At 69.8% G+C, this 17,717-nt stretch carries 14 protein-coding genes; 10 read left to right on the top strand and 4 right to left on the bottom strand.

The features are described from left to right. Window positions 1-22: 22 nt before the first annotated feature. The 3 genes from C7C45_RS21225 to C7C45_RS21215 all read right to left on the bottom strand — a co-directional run bounded on the left by C7C45_RS21225 (window position 23) and on the right by C7C45_RS21215 (window position 2,638). A complete protein-coding gene (locus C7C45_RS21225; protein ID WP_146247362.1) occupies window positions 23-1,243 on the bottom strand; it encodes an acyl-CoA dehydrogenase family protein in 1,221 nt (406 codons plus the stop codon). Next, window positions 1,240-2,103, bottom strand: a complete 864-nt coding sequence (locus C7C45_RS21220) for an SAM-dependent methyltransferase (RefSeq protein ID WP_167454771.1) — start codon at window positions 2,101-2,103, stop codon at window positions 1,240-1,242. Before C7C45_RS21220 ends, C7C45_RS21225 begins: the two co-directional genes overlap by 4 nt. A 67-nt stretch (window positions 2,104-2,170) precedes the next feature. Next, window positions 2,171-2,638 (bottom strand): DUF2867 domain-containing protein, encoded by a 468-nt coding sequence (locus tag C7C45_RS21215; RefSeq protein ID WP_167454770.1) that lies wholly within the window; start codon window positions 2,636-2,638, stop codon window positions 2,171-2,173. A gap of 555 nt (window positions 2,639-3,193) precedes the next feature. Between C7C45_RS21215 and C7C45_RS21210 the strand changes: the two genes are divergently transcribed. The 10 genes from C7C45_RS21210 (at window position 3,194) to C7C45_RS21165 (ending at window position 16,717) form a co-directional block, all read left to right on the top strand. Next, on the top strand, window positions 3,194-3,379 hold the full coding sequence (locus C7C45_RS21210; RefSeq protein WP_244200482.1) for a thiocillin/thiostrepton family thiazolyl peptide: 186 nt from the start codon (window positions 3,194-3,196) through the stop codon (window positions 3,377-3,379). Window positions 3,380-3,557: 178 nt separating this feature from the next. Further along, window positions 3,558-7,022, top strand: a complete 3,465-nt coding sequence (locus C7C45_RS21205) for a lantibiotic dehydratase (protein WP_110565434.1) — start codon at window positions 3,558-3,560, stop codon at window positions 7,020-7,022. Continuing rightward, complete coding sequence (locus C7C45_RS21200) at window positions 7,019-8,023, top strand: lantibiotic dehydratase C-terminal domain-containing protein (RefSeq protein ID WP_167454769.1); 1,005 nt, start codon at window positions 7,019-7,021, stop codon at window positions 8,021-8,023. Before C7C45_RS21205 ends, C7C45_RS21200 begins: the two co-directional genes overlap by 4 nt. Beyond that, complete coding sequence (locus C7C45_RS21195; protein WP_110565432.1) at window positions 8,020-9,120, top strand: lantibiotic dehydratase C-terminal domain-containing protein; 1,101 nt, start codon at window positions 8,020-8,022, stop codon at window positions 9,118-9,120. The genes C7C45_RS21200 and C7C45_RS21195 overlap by 4 nt, the downstream gene beginning before the upstream one ends. Then, window positions 9,120-10,784 carry a nitroreductase family protein gene (locus tag C7C45_RS21190; RefSeq protein ID WP_110565431.1) on the top strand — a complete coding sequence of 555 codons (1,665 nt, stop codon included), beginning with the start codon at window positions 9,120-9,122 and terminating at the stop codon, window positions 10,782-10,784. The genes C7C45_RS21195 and C7C45_RS21190 overlap by 1 nt, the downstream gene beginning before the upstream one ends. Further along, window positions 10,781-12,457 (top strand): hypothetical protein, encoded by a 1,677-nt coding sequence (locus C7C45_RS21185; protein ID WP_110565430.1) that lies wholly within the window; start codon window positions 10,781-10,783, stop codon window positions 12,455-12,457. Before C7C45_RS21190 ends, C7C45_RS21185 begins: the two co-directional genes overlap by 4 nt. Before the next feature lie 47 nt (window positions 12,458-12,504). Continuing rightward, window positions 12,505-14,220 (top strand): tryptophan 2-C-methyltransferase, encoded by a 1,716-nt coding sequence (tsrT, locus tag C7C45_RS21180; RefSeq protein WP_110565429.1) that lies wholly within the window; start codon window positions 12,505-12,507, stop codon window positions 14,218-14,220. A 49-nt stretch (window positions 14,221-14,269) separates the two neighbouring features. After that, window positions 14,270-15,085, top strand: a complete 816-nt coding sequence (locus tag C7C45_RS21175) for an SDR family NAD(P)-dependent oxidoreductase (RefSeq protein WP_110565428.1) — start codon at window positions 14,270-14,272, stop codon at window positions 15,083-15,085. Window positions 15,086-15,105: 20 nt separating this feature from the next. After that, window positions 15,106-16,227 carry a histidinol-phosphate transaminase gene (locus C7C45_RS21170; protein ID WP_110565427.1) on the top strand — a complete coding sequence of 374 codons (1,122 nt, stop codon included), beginning with the start codon at window positions 15,106-15,108 and terminating at the stop codon, window positions 16,225-16,227. Then, window positions 16,214-16,717: a pyridoxamine 5'-phosphate oxidase family protein gene (locus C7C45_RS21165; RefSeq protein WP_110565426.1), complete on the top strand. Its 504-nt coding sequence runs from the start codon at window positions 16,214-16,216 to the stop codon at window positions 16,715-16,717. Before C7C45_RS21170 ends, C7C45_RS21165 begins: the two co-directional genes overlap by 14 nt. A gap of 46 nt (window positions 16,718-16,763) precedes the next feature. Here the strand turns inward: C7C45_RS21165 and nshR are convergent, their stop codons facing one another. Further along, window positions 16,764-17,675, bottom strand: a complete 912-nt coding sequence (gene nshR, locus C7C45_RS21160; protein WP_244200481.1) for an NshR/TsnR family 23S rRNA methyltransferase — start codon at window positions 17,673-17,675, stop codon at window positions 16,764-16,766. Window positions 17,676-17,717: the final 42 nt, after the last annotated feature.

Here is a 17,717-nt window from a genome sequence, read left to right as displayed (position 1 = left end):
GCCCTACTTTCTCAGGTGGTCGTCAGGGGGTCGAAATGCCGGCCAACTCGGCTCGGCGGGGCGGGTTCTCCTCGGCGACCTGGATGCCGAGGCAGGTCGCGCTGATCAACTCGTGGGCGTCCGCGTTGCTGTAGGGGTGCATCGTTCCTGCCCGGACGTCCCGGAGGGCGCGGTCGTAGACGGAACCGGCGCGCAGCGCGGCAGAGCCGACGAGCTGGACCACCCGGTCCACGACGGTCACGGCGTGATTCGTGGCGAGCACCTTGGCCGAGACCACCCGCGACATTCCCTGTTGGATCGTCATCCCGGTCCAGAGGTCGTTACCCATCACCTCCTCGGCCGTCCGGCATAGGAGCGCCCGGGCCGACTCGATGAGCAGCGTGCACTCGGTGAGCGTGGTCTGCACGAACGGCCGCGACTCCCAGCCGCGTTGACGGACATCGGTGAGGCAGTGCTCGAAGGCACCCACGGCGACACCGAGGTAGACGGCGCCGAACGTCGGCATCGCCCAACCCCACAGGGTCTGCAACAGGCTGCCGTCCAGGCTGCCGACCGGGAAGGTCAGGAAGATCGCTTCGTCGGGAACGAAGACGTCCCGCAGGGCGATGTTCTCGCTGCGGGTGGCCCGCATGCCGGAGGTGTTCCAGGTGCCGGCGAGAATCTCCACCCCCGGCGTGTCGATGGCGATCCGGAAGACCAGCACAAGCGGGCCGTCGGGGTGCTCCTCGTGCACGGCCATCGAGGTCATGTGGGTCATCACGGCCGAGCCGGTGCCGAAGGTCTTGAGGCCGGACACCACGAAGCCACCGTCGACCCGCCGCGCTCGGCTGCCTGTGCTGCGGACCAGCGAATGACCCGGTTCCGCCGTGGCGCCGCCCAGAATGACGGTGCCGTTGGCGATGTCCCGCAACATCCGTTCGGTGGCCTCGTTCGGCGCGGTACGCCAGTTTCGCGCCATCTGTCCGGCCATCGACAGGTGCATGTTCACCGTCAGCGCGGTGGAGGCGCAGCCGGCCGCCAGCCTTTCCTGGGTTATGACCATGTCCCGCAGATCTCCGCCCATACCACCCAACTCCTCGGGCACGGTCAGGCCGAGATAGCCGGACTTCCTCAGGGCGTCGAAGTTCTCGTGTGGAAATTCCGCCGACTCGTCGTACTTGGCGGCGCGTCGCTCACACGACTGGGACAGCTCCCGGGCGATCTTCAACTTTTCTTTACGGTGGGACATGGCTTCGCCACTCACTGTAAATACTCCTTCGGCTGATGGTCTGCGGCCCGATTTCCTGATGCCGCTTCTCCGGAACGCTCCGCAGTAATCAGCCACGTTCGTGCCGCACCCGGTGTCGGTCTCGGTGGGGTCTTCGGAACGCGTCGTCCGGCCGCTTCCGGAAGATCGGCCGGTTCGCGGACCTGAGACCGAAAGCCGTGCCCCGTCAACCAGCCCTCCGGATCGTCCACTCCGGACTGCCAGGCGCGGCCCTCGCGGCGCATGTCCGCCAGCCACTGCTGCATCCACGGGGCCCGGTACAGGTCCGTGTTGACGTGCTCCAGGCCCAGGACGCTGCCCTCGGCGGACAGTTGCGAGACCCTGCCGAGCACCGCCTCGACCTGCTCGTCGGTGAGGTAGTAGAGAAAGCCTTCGATCAGCCATGCCGTCGGCTCGCCGGGGTCGAAGCCGGCGGCGCGCAGGCGGGCCGACCAGTCGCCGGTCATGTTCGCCGCAACGGCGCGTCGCCAGCAGTTGGCCCGGCTCAGGCCGAGCTCCCTCAGGAGCGCTTCCTTGCGCGCGTGAAGGTCGGGCAGATCGATCTCGAACAGCCGCAGTTCGGCGGGGAGGTCGAGTCGGTAGGCCCGGCTGTCCATTCCAGCAGCGACGATCACCAACTGCCGCAGTCCGTCACGGACGGCGGCCAACAGGAAATCGTCGAAGAACTTCGTCCGCACCGCGAGTACGTCGAATCGCGGCGTCGGATTCTCGCGGAGGTCGGCCAGCAAGGCAGGATCGGTGCGGGCGACGAACTCGACCGCCAAAGAATCAATAAACAGCGGATCGGTGCGGAGCGTCTCGGCGGCCCGTGCGACCGCAATCCAGTGCGCGGTCATACTTGTCTGCTTCATTGTTCCCCGAAATTAGCTGTCGATTTCTCGCTGGCGGTCCGGTTCTACGGCGTTAATGTGTCTGTGGCCGTCGGTAGGCGCTGCCGTCGACAATTTGATGGAGGCTGCGCAGAAGTGTCTGCTCGAGAATTCGTGTCTGATGCTTGCGGACCATCGACCAATAGAGGTCGCCGCCTCGATTCAGAGTGCGCAGCACAACTCCCATAACCGCTGTGGAGTCCGTCACCATGAAGGACATCCGGTGGTGCAGGAAGCGGTCGCTGTCCCCGAGCAGAACCTCGCGCTCGTCCACCGCGATCACCCGGTACGGCCCGAGGCGGTTGCCCACCACCGGCCGTGCCTGAGCCTTCTTGCGGTTCATGCTGTTCGGGCTGACCCCGAGGGGGCGAAGGATGACCCGCTGCACCTTGATCCAGGCATCTACCAGCGGCAACAGTGCGTCCGGGGTGTCGCTGGGGCGGGTCATCGCGATCCTCGCCAGCTCTTGGGGGTCGACCGTTGCGCCCTCCGGAAGGTCCACCGCGACCGCCTCGGCGTTGGTGTGGGGAGCTTCGTCCCGGAAGGCGGCCAGCGCCGATCCGGCCGGAATTGGAATTTGGTAAGCCCGCATTGCACCGTTCCCCCATCAAGCGAAAAGGGTACTCCCGGCCCCGGCCGCCGAGGCGCAGGAACTGCTGCGCCTGCTTGGGCGGAAAGCCGTTCCCGACCTCGATGAATAGGCCAACATCTAAAGGTTGGTGGCCACTAGGATCGCCATTATCGGCTATCGGAAGCGCCTTGGCCGTGGCTGAAGCATAGCATGACATAGGTGCGGGTCAAGGCTTATCGGGTTTAGCAGGTGATCTTCGAGATAGGTCGTGAGTACCGTGAGAGATGGTGTAGACATACATCGAGCTCGACGTGTAGCGTCGGTTCTGTCCTCGGGAGGCCGAAGGTGGCCGGTACCCCAGTCGACGTATAACGCCTGATGAGGCGCTATCCCACTCCGTCAGGCCGGCTGGCATCTCTGCAGGGTCGGGGACAGCTATCAGTCGAGGGCTTCGGGTGAAGTCCACATTACTGAAGGGGTAATGCCGTGAGCATTTCCGCGCAAACCCAGGTCGAGTTCGGCGTCGAGGAGCTGACCGGTCTGGACATCGACACTCTGGAGATCAGCGACTACCTGGACGAGTCGATGCTGGACACGCACGACCTGACCGAGACGATGATCGCCTCGGCGTCCTGCACCACCTGCATCTGCACCTGCAGCTGCTCCTCGTGACCTAGTCACTGAAGCCGAGCCCGCCCGCCGGTCCGGTCCGGCAACGGCCGTGCCGCTGTCCGGGCCGCGGGCGGGCTCGGCGCCCGCAAAGAGCTTGCCGGAGCGTCGCCGTCCGTCCGATCCGGACGCGGTCGCCCGCAACTGAGCTGTCAATCCGGTGTTCTGGGAGGACATCCCAATGCGACCTGTCGTGCTGGTGCACGGGCTGCTCGGTACGCCCGAAGCACACTTCGGCGCCTGTGAACCGTGGTGGAGGCACCCGGTGGCGCCTCTCAACCTGCCCGGGCACGGTCGGCGCCAGGAGGTGTCGGGAGACCAGACCGCCGTCGCCGTCAACGAGCTCTGCGAACTCATCGATGCCCAGCCGGAACAGCCACTGCTCGTGGGGGTCTCCTACCTGGGGGCCACCGTCGCGTTCCGGGCCGCCGAGAAGGTGGCCGGCTCCGTACACGGGCTGGTGGTCTCGGGTTGCTCCTTCGCCATGCCGCCCGAGGCGCTCGAGCGCTGGTTGACCGCCTTCACCCGAATGGCGCGCGAGCAGCAGCCGAGTCAGGAGTACTTCACCCAGTTGCACGGCGACAGGTGGCCACAGCTGATCAACTCCACGACCGAGGAACTACGGCGGGGGCTGCTCCGCGTCCCGGACCGAGCTGATCTCGAGCGCCTCGATCTGCCCGTGTTGCTGGTCAACGGCGCGTTGCTGGAGGCCGAGCGGCTGGCCGTCCAGCCGGCGGCGCAGTCGGGGGCCGATGTCGCGGTCGTCGCCGGCGCGGGGCATCTCGTGCCCCGAGACTGCCCCCGGTCGTTCGTGGCCGCCGTCGAGGAGTTCGGCGCCCGGATCGACCAGGAACGTACCGTGTTCCACGAACGTCGTCGCGCGGGTGCCCGGAAGCCGTCCACGGCGGCGCCCGCCCCGGCGGCGATGCCCGTGGTCGCCGACAGCTCGGTCGTGGCACCAACCCGGACGGAGCCCACCCCGACGCCGGCCCCCGTCGGGCACGAGCTCGCTAGTTACGGGGTCGCCCGGGTGTGTGCGCTGCCGCTGGCCGCGATCACCGGTCTGTCGTCGCGCCGGTTGGCGGACCGGCTGGACGAGGCCGACCGGTTGGACGCCCGGTGGCACGCCGAGTCCCGGCGAGTCGCCGAGGCCCTCACCGCGGTGGTGCCCCGCCTGACCGACCGGGGGCAGCGCAGACGCACCCTCGACATTCGCCGCCTGCTGCACCGTGGCGCCGACCTGACCGACGCCCACCTCGCCGACCTGGCCGCGCTTCCCGACGCGGCCGGGGAGATCGACGGCCTGCCTCAACTACGGGCCCTGCACGCCAGCCGGACCGAGATGATCAGCGAGCTGGCCGACGGGTACGAGCAGGCGCGACGCATGGAGCAGACGCTCCTCGCCGAGGTCGGCCTGCGGCCGGAGATCGTTATGAGCGCCCAGCTCACCGGGGCGAACGTGGCGGAGAACATCCGTCGCTTCGCCCGGGACGTCGCGGCCGGCCAGGCCGGGGACAAGCGGTCCCGGACCACCGAGTCCACCCTCGTCAACCTGATCTCGCGGAGCACGCTGAAGCCCTCCCCGTTCGGCCAACTGGTGCACACCCGACCCGTGCTGTTCACCGACGACGCGAAGACCGCCCAGGCCGCGCAGCCGGCGGCGCCGGAGCCCGGTGCGCTGCGGTCGGTGTGCCGACTGCCCCGCCAACTCGTCGCCTGGGTCGAGCGCACCCTGTGCCGGCATCCGGACCTGCGGCACGCGATGGTCCTGCGCCGGGCCCCCATCGTGGCGCGGACCAAGGGCGGAGTCGCGTTGCTGGTCCGCGGGCGGGACGGCACCGACCAGCCAGCCGGAGCCGAGCGGGTCGTCCGGGTCGAGGAGGACGACCTGCTCTCCGTCGTCCTCGACCTGCCCGCCGACGAGCCGATCAGCGTGCCCGAACTGCACCGGCGGTTCGTCGCCCGGTCCGGTGTCAGCTCTTCCGCCGGTCAAGCCGGCATCGAGGAACTGGTCACGTCGGGCGTACTCGCGGCGGATCTCGGCGTCGGCGAGCAGGAACCGGCACCGCTGCAGCAGCTCACCCGCCTGCTGCCGGCCGACGGTGAGCCTCGGCTGCGGGCGGTCGTCGGCCAGCTGTCCGACATCGAGGCCGGCTTCGGCACGATGGGCGCCGAGCAGCGGGAAGCGGCCCTCGCCGACCTGCGCCGGTGCACCGCCGAACTGGCGGAACTCTGCGACGTGCCGCCCCCGCCCCTGGATGTGGCACGGAGCCTGATCTACGAGGACCGGGTGACGACCCGGCCACGCAGGGAGAGCCGGTCGGACTGGCAACGCCACCTGCCCGCCCTGTCCACCCTGCACGGCCTGGCGCCACTGTTCGACGACGACGCGCACGTACGGGCCATCGTCGCCGACGTCGTCCAGCAGGCGTTCGGTCCGGGACCACACCGCCTGCTGCCGCTCTACTCGGCGCTCACCACACCCAAGATGCGTGCCCTGCTGATGCGGCGGCTGCGTGAGCTGTCCGCGCCGGTGCCGATGGAACTACGCCGGCTGCAGGACGCGGTCCTGGCCCAGGCGGCGGTGCACGACGGGGCCGAAAGCGTACTCGACCGGCGGCTGCTCACGGAGGCGTCGGCGGCGCTGCCCGGCTGGGTGGCCCGGTGGGACCGGGTGGGCTGGCAGGTGCAGCGGGTGCGGGCAGCCGAACCGCTTCTGGTGGTCAACGACATCTCGGTGGGCTACGCGCGGCCCATCTCCCGGTTCTGCGCGGCGTACGAGCTGGCGGACGAGGCGTCGGTCGAGTTCACCGCGCGAGTACGTGCCGACATCGCGCGCCACGACGACCCGGACTCCCCGTTGGTCGACCTGTGTGCGGTGCTCGGCATCAACTCCAACATCCATCCGCCCCTGCTCGGCCGTTACCTGCGCTACCCCTGCAGCACCCCGGGGCAGTGGGATGGGAACAGCGGCATCTCGCTGGAGGACTGCTGGGCCGAGGTCGACGCCTCGGCCGGTCGCCTGCGCCTGCGGCACGGCCGTACCGGTCCGGTGCTGCGGCTGGTCCCGCTGAACTTCCTGCTCAATGACCTAGCCCCGCAGTTCTACCGGTTCCTCAACTTCTTCGGCACCGGGGTACTGGCGAACGTCGGCTGGTGGGAACGGGTGGACCAGCGTCGGCCGGGCCAGGCCGGCATCCGCCGTTATCCGCGGGTACGGCTGGACGACGTGGTGCTGGCGCGGCGGGCCTGGAAGGTTCCGGTTTCCGAGCTGCCCGACGTGCGCGGACTCAGCCGACTCGACGCGCACCGGGCGGTGCGCCGCTGGCGAGCCGACGTCGGCCTGCCGGAGCAGGTGTTCTGCCGCAGCATGACCGTGCCCGACCCGCTCGTGGCGCGGACCATCGACCAGCAGGAGAGCTGGAGTCGACGGCTGCAACGGTTTCCCTCCTCCAGTGAGCGCAAGCCCGCTCTTGTCGACTTCGCCAGTGTCACCAGCGTGAGTTCCTGGCTTCGGACCGTTGGCCGGGGCACCGAGGACCTGACCTTCCAGGAATGCCTGCCCGAGGCCAGGGCCGGCCGGACGGGCGACCCGAGCGGGCACGTCACCGAGTTCACCATCGAGACGACGGCGGAGGCAGGGTGAGTACCGCACCGGTGTGGCTGTCGGGTCATGTCTTCTACCACGACGACGCGGACCGACTGTTGACGGAGCTGCTGCTGCCGATGCTCACCGAGCTGCGGCAGCGGGGGTTGACGCATCGCCAGTTCTACCTGCGCCACTGGGAACGGGGCCCGCACGTCCGGGTTCGGATCCAGACCCTTCCGGCGCACCGGGATCAGGTCCGCGAGGAGGTCGAGCGGCGCGTCGCCGAGTATCTGGCGAAGCATCCGGGGGCCACGGACACCGACCCGAGCAGACTGACGACTGCGCTGCACCGGTTGAACGTGCTGGAGAACGGCACGGGTACCACCGTCCTGGACGCCGAGCCGCCGAACACGCTGCGGTGGATCGACTACCGACCCGAGCTGGCCAAGTACGGCGGCCCGCAGGGGGTTGCCGTCGCCGAGGACGTCTTCGACACCAGCAGCCTGCTGGCCGGCGAGGTGGTCCAGCGGGTGGGCGAGGGGCGGGTACGGCTCGGCGTGGCATTGCAGTTCCTGCTGCTGGCCGCCCGCGCCCTGGGGTTGACGGAGGCGCAACGAACGGTCTTTTTCCGGCACTACCACGAGCGGTGGCGCTCATACGTGCCGGACGTGGCCCTGATCGACGCCTGGGCGCAACAGTACGACACCCAGCGCGACACCTACCGACGCATGCTCGACGACCTGGAACACGGTCGCCCCCTCGGCCGGGGTCTCGGTCGTCGGTGGGAGGACCTGATCGCCGACGCCGTCGGTCGGCTTCGTCCGCTCGTGCAACGGCGGGAGGTGTGGCCGGCCGAGGTCGACCCCTCCGCACCGCCCTTCGTTGGCCTGGCCGCTCTGGTCAGCCAGTACCTCCACACGACGAACAACCGCATGAACGTACGCCCCCAGGGGGAGTGCTTCGTGGCATATCTGGCGCACCGCACTGCTGTTGACCGCGGCGCCGATGTCCCCGAGCTGTCCGGGCTGGCGGCGGGAACAGGAGCTGAGCAACCATGACCGCAGACAGGTTCGGCGACGTGACGGTCAACGTTCCCTGGTCCAGCCAGGAGGACCTCCTGCTCGACGTCGCCGCCCCCACTCTTGACGAGTCCGTCGAGCGGGGCGAGACGGAGTCCTGGTTCTACCTGCGCGAGACCAAGGAGGCCAAGTCCTACCTCCGGTTGAAGTTCCGTACCCAGAGCCCTTCGGTGGAGGCGCGGCTGCGGGCCCGGATCAGCGAGGCCGTCGGGGAGGCGGGCCGGGAGAACCTGTTCGAGTACCGCCCGTACAACAAGGAACACGACTGGCTCGGTGGGGCGGGGGCCCTGGGCCTCGCGGAGTCGTTCTGGACCGAGACCACCCCGCTGGCGTTGGAGTCGCTGCGGGCGACTCGGGGCAATCGGGCGCTGCGTATGGCACTGGCCCTGGACATGCTGGCGTGCAGCGGCGTCTTCCTGGCCTCCCGGCTGCCGGAGAGCGTGAGCCGGTTCGGCTACCGGGCCGGCTACCTGTCCTACCTGGCGACGTTCGAGGGATACCTGCTACTGATCCGCGACCCCGAGGCAGCCCGCGCGCGGCACGCCCGGCGGTACGACCTCAACCGGGACGCGTTGCGCCCGCGAATCCGCCGGCTCGTGGAGATCATGCAGGATCCGGACGGCGACCTGGACGGCCTGCCCGAAGCCACATTGCGGTACATGAACAGCCTGCGGTCTCACCTGCCCCCCCTCCAGCAGGGCTTCGACGAGGGCCGGTTCTACCTGTACGCGACGCCGCGCAAGGACGACTTCAACAAGCTGACCCCGGCACCGGACGGGTTGTACCGTCGGCCTGACCTGCCGTGGCTCGCCGACGCCCCCGAGGCGCCGGTGGCCGGGATTCACCGTGCCATCGCCGACAACCCCTACTACCAGGGAATGATCAGGGAGGACCGCCGGTTCCAGGCGTCCCGGGTCGCCCAGGCGTACGGCCACTGGCACCTCTTCCGGCTCGGCTTCCTGCTGTCCGACCGCTACACGCTGTGTTACCTCGTGGCACGCGCTTTCGAGGAGGAGTTTGGGCTGGACGCGGCGGAGCTGATCCGCTCGGTCAAGCCAGAGGCCGAGGTCAGCTGATGCCGACCGGTTCAGCCACCCGAGACCAGCATGGCTCGAAGCCACGCCGCCAACCCGACGCCGGCCCGGCAAAGACGGGTGTGCGGCCGTTCGACCGGGACGAGGTGGGGGCCTTCGTCCGTCGGCTACGCGGCAGCTTCGACGACATATACCCGGGTTCGTGGCAGATCGACTGGCAGAACATCCCCAGCCCCTTCCGCTGGTACGAGACAGCGGATCAAGTTGACCTGCCGCCGATGCCGCGCCAGCTCGTTCGGGGCGGGACGGAGCAGGCGGTGACGGTGGCCCGGCGGGGACAGCTGTCCTGGCTGGGCGCCCTGCTCCAAGCCAGCTACGGAGTGGCCGGTATCCGCTGGTACCCGGAGGGAACCGCCAAGAGCAGCCCCGAGCAACCTGTGCCGGTGCACCGCGACTCCCACTACCAGCTGCGCCGGGCCGTGCCGTCCGGCGGGGTCACCTACCCGGCCGAGTGTTACGTCTGCACGGACGGGGACGCGGAGCTGGCCGCCGGCGTCTACCACTACAACGCGACCCGGCACGCGCTGGCCCGCCTGGCAACGGGGCGTCCACCGGCGGGGCTGGCACCGCCCGACGGCGGTGTCCGGATCGTGCTCACGATCCCGTTGTGGAAGAACTACTTCAAGTACGGCGACTTCTCCTATCGACTGGCCGCATTGGACAGCGGCACGGTGGTGGGCCAGTTCGCGCTGACCGCCCGACGGTGGGGCTGGACCTGCCGCGTCTCGCTCGTCGGCACCGAACAGCCCTTGCTGCGCGGGCTTGGCCTGGACCCGTCGGTCGAGGCGGCGCCGGTCGTGCTCGATGTCCGGCCACCGGCTACCGACACCACGGGAGGCGGCGGCTCCCTGCCCGGCGACGGTACCCGGCCGGCCGCCGTCCCCGGCCTGCCGTGGCGCGGGGCGATGGAGATGCCGGATCGCTCCTCGGGGGCCCGTCGGATGCACGCCGCCTGCCTGGCCGTGGCCGGCGAGACGGTCGACCTGCCCCCGATCCCGCTGGACGGCCTTCCGGCTGACGCCCAGCTGCCCGCTGTGGCGAGCGCTCCCCCCTCGGTCGCCGACGCGTGGGCCCGCACCGCACTCGGCGAGCAGTACCGGGGCACGCCGGTGGGCATCGGTGACGTGGCCACCTGGAGCGCCGAGGTCCTGGCCCCGCTGGACGGGTCGGTCCCCACCCATCCCCGGTGCCTGCTGATAGCCCGGTCGGTGAGCGGACTGTCGACCGGTGCGTACCTGCTGCACGGTGACGGTCGCGGGCTCACCCGGACCGCCGAAGGCGACTTCGGTGCCCTCGTGCAGCGGTGCCTCTTCGGTTCCTACATGAACTTCGCGCAAGTTCCCCTGATCGCGGTCATGGTCGGCGCGGCAGACGTCCATTGCGGCCCGAGCGGGGCGCTCGCCTACCGTGCCCAGCACCTGCTCGCCGGCGTGCTCGCCCAACGGTTGTCGGTGGCCGCGACCCGGGACGGGCTGTCTGGGCATCCGGTGCTCGGCTTCGTCTCGGGCCCGCTGGACGACGCGCTGGGGTTGGCCACGCGCGGGCTGACCTCCCTGCTGCTGGTCGGGGTCGGCAGGTACCGGCGGGCGCTGTATCTGGAGAGCAGCACCCATCCGGTGGCCACGGGCGGCGGAGGTGACTCGTGAACACGCTGCTCCGCCTGCGCGCGGATGCCTACTACGTGTCGGTGCCCGACGGGGTGTGGATCCGCACCACCGACGGCTCCTTCACCCTGCGCGGCTCGGCGGTGGCCCGGTGGGTGGAGCGGATCGCTCCGTTGCTGGACCGTGGAATATCGGACGAGCACCTGCTCGGGTTGCTCCGGACGGAGCAGGCCAGCTATGTCCGCAACCTGATCGCGATCCTGGAGAAACGCCACGTGGTGCGGCGGCACCGCATCGACGAGTTGACCGACGACTCGCCCCTGACCCGGACTTTCGGCCAGCAGATCGAGTACCTGCGGCACGTCGACCCGGATCCGGCGGCCGCGTTGGCCCGGGTCCGCAGTTGCCCGGTGTCTGTCGTCGGGCCGGCGGAACGCGCCTCCCTCATCGCTGCCGCACTGGTCGAGACGGGCTTTGGCGACGTCGTCCTGCGTGACGCCGAGCCCACCGCGGAACTGCGGGACCTGGTCGACGACCTCCGAGCTGCCGGGGTGTCGGTTCGGTTGCGGGGCCCGGCCGATTCGCCGACCGGCGGCGAGCGTCTGGTGGGCCTGTTCCCCGCCTCGGAAATCGACGACGCGTGGCGTTTCCTCGACCGGTCCGAGACCCCGGCCTGGGCGGGCGTCGTACGTGGGCAGGCGATGCTGCTGAAGGGGCAGGTCCCCGGCTCCGGGCTGGCCTGCTTCCGGTGCGCCTGGCGCCGGCTGGTCCATCCGGCCGTCGGGCTGCCCGAGGTCGCGAGTCTCGGGCACGTGCCCACCGCGACCGGCGCGGCGGTGCTCGCCCAGGAACTCTTCCAGCACGTCAGTGCCGAGTTCAGTGCCCGCCTGGCCGAGGGGGTGGTGGTCGACCTGACCCGGCTCAGCATCTGGCGCACCGCCGTGGATCCCGACCCGTCCTGCCCGAGCGGGTCGCACGCCACCGACCCGACGACTCCCGTGGTGCCGGCACGTCGCTGGCAGTTCCCCGGGACGATCTCCGCCGCCCGTTGCTTCGGGCCGCTGATCAGCTGTTCCCCGCGTGGGCTGGACCAGGGGCCGGTAATGGCACTGCGGCTGCGGGTCAACCCGGCCGATCGCACGGCTCCGGCCGCACAGGGCGAGGAGCGCGGGGTGGTGGTCGCGTCGGCTGAACAGCCGGCGCGCGAGGAGGCCGCCCTAATGGCGGTGGAGACGACGGTGCCGGTGCCCGACCGGGCGGTGCTCGGCGTCGGCCCGACCGCCGCAGCGGCACTGGGCCGGGCACTCTGCCGCTGGGCCGCCGACCGGTTGCCCGACGGGTGGTCGGCGGGCCCCGCTGACCGGGCCGGCGGGCCCACGTCCGACGACGACCCGGACGCCGGCGTCCGGTACCAGCGACATCCCAGCGGGTTGTGGCGGGCGCTGGTTGACGACGGTGGCCGTTGGGTGGTCGGGACGGACCGCGACGAGGTCGCCGAGCGGGCGCGGTTGATCGCGCAGGCGCGGCGTCAGTTGCCGTCCGTCGACCGGGACGCGCTCATCCCGGCGGCAGGTGGCCGGCCGGTCGAGGACCGGTTCGTGCGGGTCTGCGCGGAACGGCTCGGTCTGGTCTGGCAGGAAGTAACGCTGCCGCCGCTGGTGTCTTCGCAATTGGTCGGTCTCGCCGTCGCTCCGCGCCCGCCGGCGGGGTCATGACCGGCGCGCACACCGATCACCGAACCGATGGGATGGATGGTGCACCTGTGAGTAGGGGATTGGTAACTCTGGTCAACCCGAACAAGGTGCATCCACCGATCGCGCCGTACGCCCTGGACGTGCTCACCACCGCGCTGGAGCACGCCGGCTACACCGTCGAGGTGGTCGATCTGACCTTCCGCCGTGACGATTGGGATGTCGTCGTCGCCGAGTACTTCTCCGTGCGGCAACCGCTGCTCGTCGGAGTCACGGTCCGCAACACCGACACCACGTACGCGTTGGAGCAGCGGACCTTCGTCGACGAGCACAAGGAGATCATCCTGGCGATCCGGCAGCGGACGACCGCTCCGCTCGTGGCGGGCGGAGTGGGCTTCTCGACCATGCCGTTCGCCCTGGTCGACTACTTCGGGGTCGACTTTGGGGTCAAGGGGCCGGGCGAGGTGATCATCTGCGAGCTCGCCGACGCGCTGGTCGAGGGACGCGATCCGCGGTCGGTCGGTGGCCTGCTCGTCAACGAAGGCGGCGGGCGGGTCGTGTCGACCTCGGCCCGGTTGCCGGTCGCCGGCACAGTCCCGATGGCGCCGGCCGGATACAACGAGGGCCGCCTCTGGCAGGTCAACCGCGTCGACAGCTACCACCGCCGATCCGGCGATCCGGCTAAGGTGGACAACCTTGCCTACTACCGGTGGAGCGGGATCGGCAGCATCCTGACCAAGAGTGGGTGCGTCTACCGCTGCTCGCACTGCGTCGAGCCGGACGCGAAGGGCACCCAGTTCGCCCGGCGCAGCATTGCGGCAGTCGTGGACGAGATCGAGTCCCTGGTCGCCCAGGGCGTGCACGACCTGCACACCACCGACAGCGAGTTCAATCTCGCCATCGGCAACAGCAAGGCGCTGCTCAGGGAGATCGTCCGCCGGAAGGACGCCGACCACTCCGGACCGCTGCACCAGCTGCGGCTGTGGATCTACTGCCAGCCGGCCCCGTTCGACGAGGAGTTCGCCGAACTGCTGGCCGGCGCCGGCTGCGCCGGAGTGAACGTCGGCGCCGACCACGTCCGTCGGGATCTCCTCGACGGCTGGAAGGTCACCGCCGGTGGCTCGCAGTTCTACACCTTCGAGGACACCGTCCGGCTGGTGGAACTCAGTCACCGCTACGGGATGCAGACCATGGTCGAGGCGCTCTTCGGCATGCCGGGCGAGACCCGCGAGACGATGCGGCGGTGCGTGGACGACTTCATGTCGCTCAACGCCACCGTCACCGGGTTCAGTCTTGGGCTGCGGCTCTTCCCGTACACCGCCCTCGGGGTGCGGATGGCCGAGCAGTGCGCGGGGGTGCGGACGGTGCCTGGCCTGCAGTCGAACACCGCCCGAGAGCCGATCGTGCTCCGGCCACTCGCCATGTGCTCCGGCCCGGTCGAGTACGAGCGGCAGTTCATGTTCGACGACGACGGCAACTTCCGCCTGGTCTGTTACTTCTCGCCGGACCTGCCGGAGGATCCCGCCCGGGTGTCCGATCCGGCCGGACGGTGGCGGCAGTCGGTGCAGTTCCTCTGGGACCACATACCGGCCCGGGAGCACTACCGGGTCATGCTGCCCACCGTCGCGGGCATGAGCGAACACGACAACAACTACGCCGACAACCCGTTCCTGCTCAGTCTCTGCCGGCTGGGCTACTCCGGAGCCTTCTGGTCGCATTGGCGGGAACGCCACTCGATTCTCCAGGAGGCCCACGACCGCGGCGTACTCGAGGCGGTGAACGGTTGATCGTGGGGGGCTCGACCGCGGGAGAGGCAGGCATGAGGGAGATGGCCCGGTGGCCGTGGACGTGAGTGGACGGTTGGCGGTGGTCAGCGGAGCCGGCCGGGGGATCGGGCGACACCTGGCGCTCGGCCTGGCCGGGGCGGGCATGAACGTGGCGCTGCTCGGCCGGCGGCCCGCCGGGCTGGACGACACCGCACGGGAGTGCGCCCGGTTCGGCGTGGAGACTTTCACCTACCCGGTCGATGTCCGGCGATCCGCTGCGGTGCGGGCGTTCGTCGACGAGGTGGTGGGCAAGCTTGGCGCGGTCGACCTGCTGGTCAACAACGCCGGCATCGCCGACCACGACGAGAGCCCCCCGTGGGAGGCCGACGCGGACCGGTGGTGGGAGGTGCTGGAGACGAATCTGCGCGGGTCGTTCAACCTCTGCCGGTTCGTGCTGCCGGCGATGATCGGTGCTGGCGTGGGCCGGATCGTCAACATCAACTCGAACGTGGCGACGAAGCGGGACATTCGGTACTCGGCCTACGGCACGTCCAAGGCGGCCCTGCTCGCGCTCTCGGACACCCTCGCCGGGCCGCTCCGCGCACACGGGGTGTCGATCTTCGATATCTCGCCGGGCATGATCCGCACCGATATGTCCGAACGGATGACGGCGTGCCTGGAGCGGAACCAGTGGGTGAGCGTCGAGCTGATTGTCGAGGCCGTCGTCCGGGTGGCCCGGGGGGAACTCGATCCGATCAGCGGTAGGTACCTGCACGTCGGGGTCGACGACCTGACCGAGTTGGTGGCCCGTGCCCGAGTTGGTCTCCCCGAGGGCGCCCGAACGCTGCGCCTGCTTCCCCACGGTGCCGACGATCCGTTGGCCTGACGCTCACGTGGAGGTTCTCCGTGCCCGTCCGTTTCCGAGCCGACCTGGCGGCCCTGCCGTCGTACGCACCCGGCACGATGCCGCCCGTCGAGATCAACCTCGCCAGCAACGAGGTGCCCGCCGAACTGCCCGAGAGCGTCCTCAAAGCGATCAACGACGCGGCGACGAGCAGCGGTCGGTATCCTGACCCGTCGTCGTCCGCCCTGGTGGCCCGGCTGGCCGACCGGCTGGACGTCGACCCGCACAACGTCGCCGTCGGCTGCGGCTCGGTGACTCTCTGTCATGACATGGTGCAGGCCACCTGCACGGCCGGCGAGGCGGTGCTGTTCCCCTGGGTGTCGTTCGAGGCGTACCCGGTCATCGCCCGTATCGTCGGGGCCACCCCGCAGGCGGTGCCGTTGGCCGAGGATTGGTCGCTCGACCTGCCGGGGATGCTGGCCGCAGTGGGGCCGATGACTCGGATCGTCTTCCTGTGCACCCCCAACAACCCGACCGGAGCGCAACCGGAGACCGCCGCGCTGCGGGAGTTCCTGGCTGCGGTGCCGCCGTCGGTGCTGGTGATCCTCGACGAGGCGTACCGGGAGTTCGTCGTCGGGAATGCTCCCGACGGGGTGGCGTTGGCCCGGGAGCAGTGGAGCCAGGGCCGGGACAACGTGGCGGTCCTGCGGACCTTCTCCAAGGCGCACGGCTTGGCCGGCCTCCGGCTGGGCTACCTGATCGGTCCCGAGACGGTCACGGCGACCCTCGGTAAGGTCCAGGTCCCGTTCGGGGTGAGCAGCGTGGCCCAGGCCGCCGCGCTCGCCTCGCTCGACGCCGAGGACGAGGTTGCCGAACGGTGCCGGACGATCGTCCGCGAGCGAGAACGCGTACGTCGGCTGCTCGGCGATGCGGGCCACCAGGTGCCGCCGAGCCAGGGGAACTTCCTGTGGCTGCCGTTCGGCGACGACTCCGCCCAGTTCGCCGCCCACTGCCGGGACAGCGGAATCGCCGTGCGGGCCTTCGGCGCAGCCGGGGTGCGGGTGACCATCGGCACCACGGCCGAGAACGACGCATTCGTCGCTGCCGCGCGGAGCTACGAGCAGCGGCCGGCCGGGTCGGCCGGCCGGACGAGCAGGAAGGATCAGTGTGATGGCCTCAGCTGAGTGGACGGAGGTCGAGCGGCAGTTGGCCGCCGCCACCAACTACTGGGTATGCACCGTACGGGCGGACCTGCGTCCGCACGCCGTACCCGTCTGGGGGGTGTGGTGGCGGGGTGCCCTGGCCTTCTCCTCGGTGGGTGCCAGCGTCAAGGTGCGCAACCTCCGGCACAACGACCGGGCGTCGGTGCACCTGGAAAGCGCGAGCGACGTGGCCATTCTGGAAGGCCACGCCACCGAGGTGACCGACCGGGAGGAGCTGGTCGAGCTCGGTGAGTGCTTCACGGCGAAGTACAGCGCGCTGAGCGGGGGCGCCTACGATCTCGTCGCCGCCCACGGCATGGGGATGACGGTCTGGGCCGTGCGGCCGACGTCCGTGCGCAGTTGGCGGGCCGGCGGCGCGTTCGCCTCGTCGCGCTGGACCTTCGACGATGCTGGTACGGCGGTGCTGACCCGCTCGTCGTTGGCGGCGGACGCCGAGGTCGGCTCCGGGTAGACCCCCGGCCCCGCCGGGTGGGCCGGGCATGGGCGGCGGGCCCGGTTCAGCGGCTCCGGCGTCTGGTGCCCGCCGACCCTCCGGTGCCCGCCGACCCCGCAGGCCTGCCGGTGCGACGCGCCGGCGCGTGCTGCTCGGCCGACGGAGCGCTTGGCGAGCGTCGCCGGTCGGCGAGATTCCAGTGGAAACGCTCGTACAGTGCGATCCCGGCGCAGACGGAAACATTCAGTGATTCCGCAGCCGGGTCGATAGGGATCGACACGGAATGGCGGGAGATGCTCTCGAAGGAACTCGACGTGCCGGTCTTCTCGCTACCGAGCAGCAGGGCGAGCTGCTCGTCGGCGTCGCGTAGGTCGCTCACCGCGAGATCGCCCTCGGCGTCGAAGGCGATCACCGGGATGCCGGTGCGCCGGAAGTGGGCGATCGCCTCGGCCCGCGACGCGAGCACGATTGGGAGCGAGAAGACGTAGCCTCGGCTGGCCCTGATCAGGCGCCGGTCCGCAATGGTGGTCAGGTCGCTGTCCACCAGTATGATGCCGCCGGCGCCGAGCGCGAAGGACGTCCGCACGATGGCACCGATGTTGCCGACGATCTTCACGCCGTCCAGGACGATGATGTCGCCGGTCGTGCGGGCCAACTCGTCGAGGCTCCACTGCCTTGGGACCCGGGCTATCCCGAACGCCTTGGGCTTCTTGTCGGTCTTGAACAGCTCATTCATGAGCGACACCGCAACCAGGCGAACCGGAATTCCCGCCCGCTGGCAGGCGGTAACCACCTCGTCGGGGAGGGGGCTGGTCTCCACCCCATAGACCTCGATGAACTCCAGGCCGGCGTGAATTGACTGCACGAGGGGTTCGGCATCCTCGATGAGCACACTGCGCACGACGGAGCGTGAATGTTTGGTGACGTCGATGATTCGTTGCACGGCCGAATCCGACCGGTCGCTAATGACAGCCATATCTACCACGATAACGACGATAACACAAGCGTTACGGTCGTC

Source organism: Micromonospora arborensis (genome assembly GCF_003205615.1).
GTDB lineage: Bacteria > Actinomycetota > Actinomycetes > Mycobacteriales > Micromonosporaceae > Micromonospora > Micromonospora arborensis.
This window is presented reverse-complemented; position numbering and strand designations above follow the sequence as displayed.

Coding starts and splice junctions, on each gene's coding strand:
- C7C45_RS21190 (WP_110565431.1), top strand. CDS start 9,120: ATGCCGACCGGTTCAGCCACCCGAGACCAGCATGGCTCGAAGCCACGC.
- C7C45_RS21205 (WP_110565434.1), top strand. CDS start 3,558: ATGCGACCTGTCGTGCTGGTGCACGGGCTGCTCGGTACGCCCGAAGCA.
- C7C45_RS21165 (WP_110565426.1), top strand. CDS start 16,214: ATGGCCTCAGCTGAGTGGACGGAGGTCGAGCGGCAGTTGGCCGCCGCC.
- C7C45_RS21195 (WP_110565432.1), top strand. CDS start 8,020: ATGACCGCAGACAGGTTCGGCGACGTGACGGTCAACGTTCCCTGGTCC.
- nshR (WP_244200481.1), bottom strand. CDS start 17,675: ATGGCTGTCATTAGCGACCGGTCGGATTCGGCCGTGCAACGAATCATC.
- C7C45_RS21220 (WP_167454771.1), bottom strand. CDS start 2,103: ATGACCGCGCACTGGATTGCGGTCGCACGGGCCGCCGAGACGCTCCGC.